The 916-nt window shown below is 25.5% G+C and carries 2 protein-coding genes; one reads left to right on the top strand and one right to left on the bottom strand.

Annotated features, from left to right (window positions below):
* A partial coding sequence (locus GQX97_RS12600; RefSeq protein ID WP_198391233.1) for a pitrilysin family protein occupies positions 1-417 on the bottom strand: 417 nt, incomplete at its 3' end.
* Positions 418-536: 119 nt separating this feature from the next.
* Here GQX97_RS12600 and GQX97_RS12595 point away from each other — a divergent pair.
* A partial coding sequence (locus GQX97_RS12595) for a hypothetical protein (protein WP_157152242.1) occupies positions 537-916 on the top strand: 380 nt, incomplete at its 3' end.

Here is a 916-nt window from a genome sequence, read left to right as displayed (position 1 = left end):
AGTCATTATTTCTTCAGGAGAGTCTGATGTCATTTTTAACTCTTCTATAATAACCTTTTTCTCTTTTTTTATATCTTCTTCTCTAAATGCTGAGTTTAATGCTATATTAGATAATGTATCTATAGCTCTGTCAAAATATTTTGATATTATATTTATATAAAAAGAAGTGAAATGTCTTGAAGTATAGGCATTAAATACKCCTCCTACCCCTTCTATATATCTCACTATCTCTTTAGAAGTCATATCATTAGTGCCTTTAAATAGCATATGTTCTATAAAATGTGAATATCCATTTTCTTTTTCAGTTTCATTTGCACTGCCTGTAATAAAGAAAAAACCAACTGAAACTGTCTCTAAAATTGGCATATATTCTAAAATTATTCTTATGCCATTMTTTAAGGTTAATCTTTTTACCATTTGTTTATTTCCTAGTTTATTGAAATTAGATTATAATGTATAACATAAGTATTTGCAAATGTTTTAATGATAATTAAAATATTAGTCGATACTGTTATTAAATATTTTAGGAAATAGGCATGCAAAAGTTATTCGGTATTTTTTTATTATTATTCTTCACATTCTCTTGTGCATCAAACATGAAAACAGCTAATAGAAATTATAATAATATATGGATAAAAAAAGTAAAAGGTAAAAGAGTTGTTGCTCCAAATGGATATTTATAYACTTTTTTAGATAATGGCGATGTGGAATATAGTTTATTTGGAAAAAAACGCGGTGTAGGTAAGTTTGATTATGCAGAAAGTGAAACTAATGCCTATTATTATGAAGTAACACCTTTGAAAAAAGTTGTACACAATGTAAAAACTACTTCAGAGATACCTAATAAAAAAGTTAATATGTATGTAAGTTTTATTTTAGATGGAAATAATATATCTATGACTTCAGATTATACTAG

This window comes from Brachyspira sp. SAP_772 (assembly GCF_009755885.1).
Taxonomy (GTDB): domain Bacteria; phylum Spirochaetota; class Brachyspiria; order Brachyspirales; family Brachyspiraceae; genus Brachyspira.
Note: the sequence above shows the minus strand (reverse complement) of the source record. Positions and strands in the feature narration are given on the sequence as shown.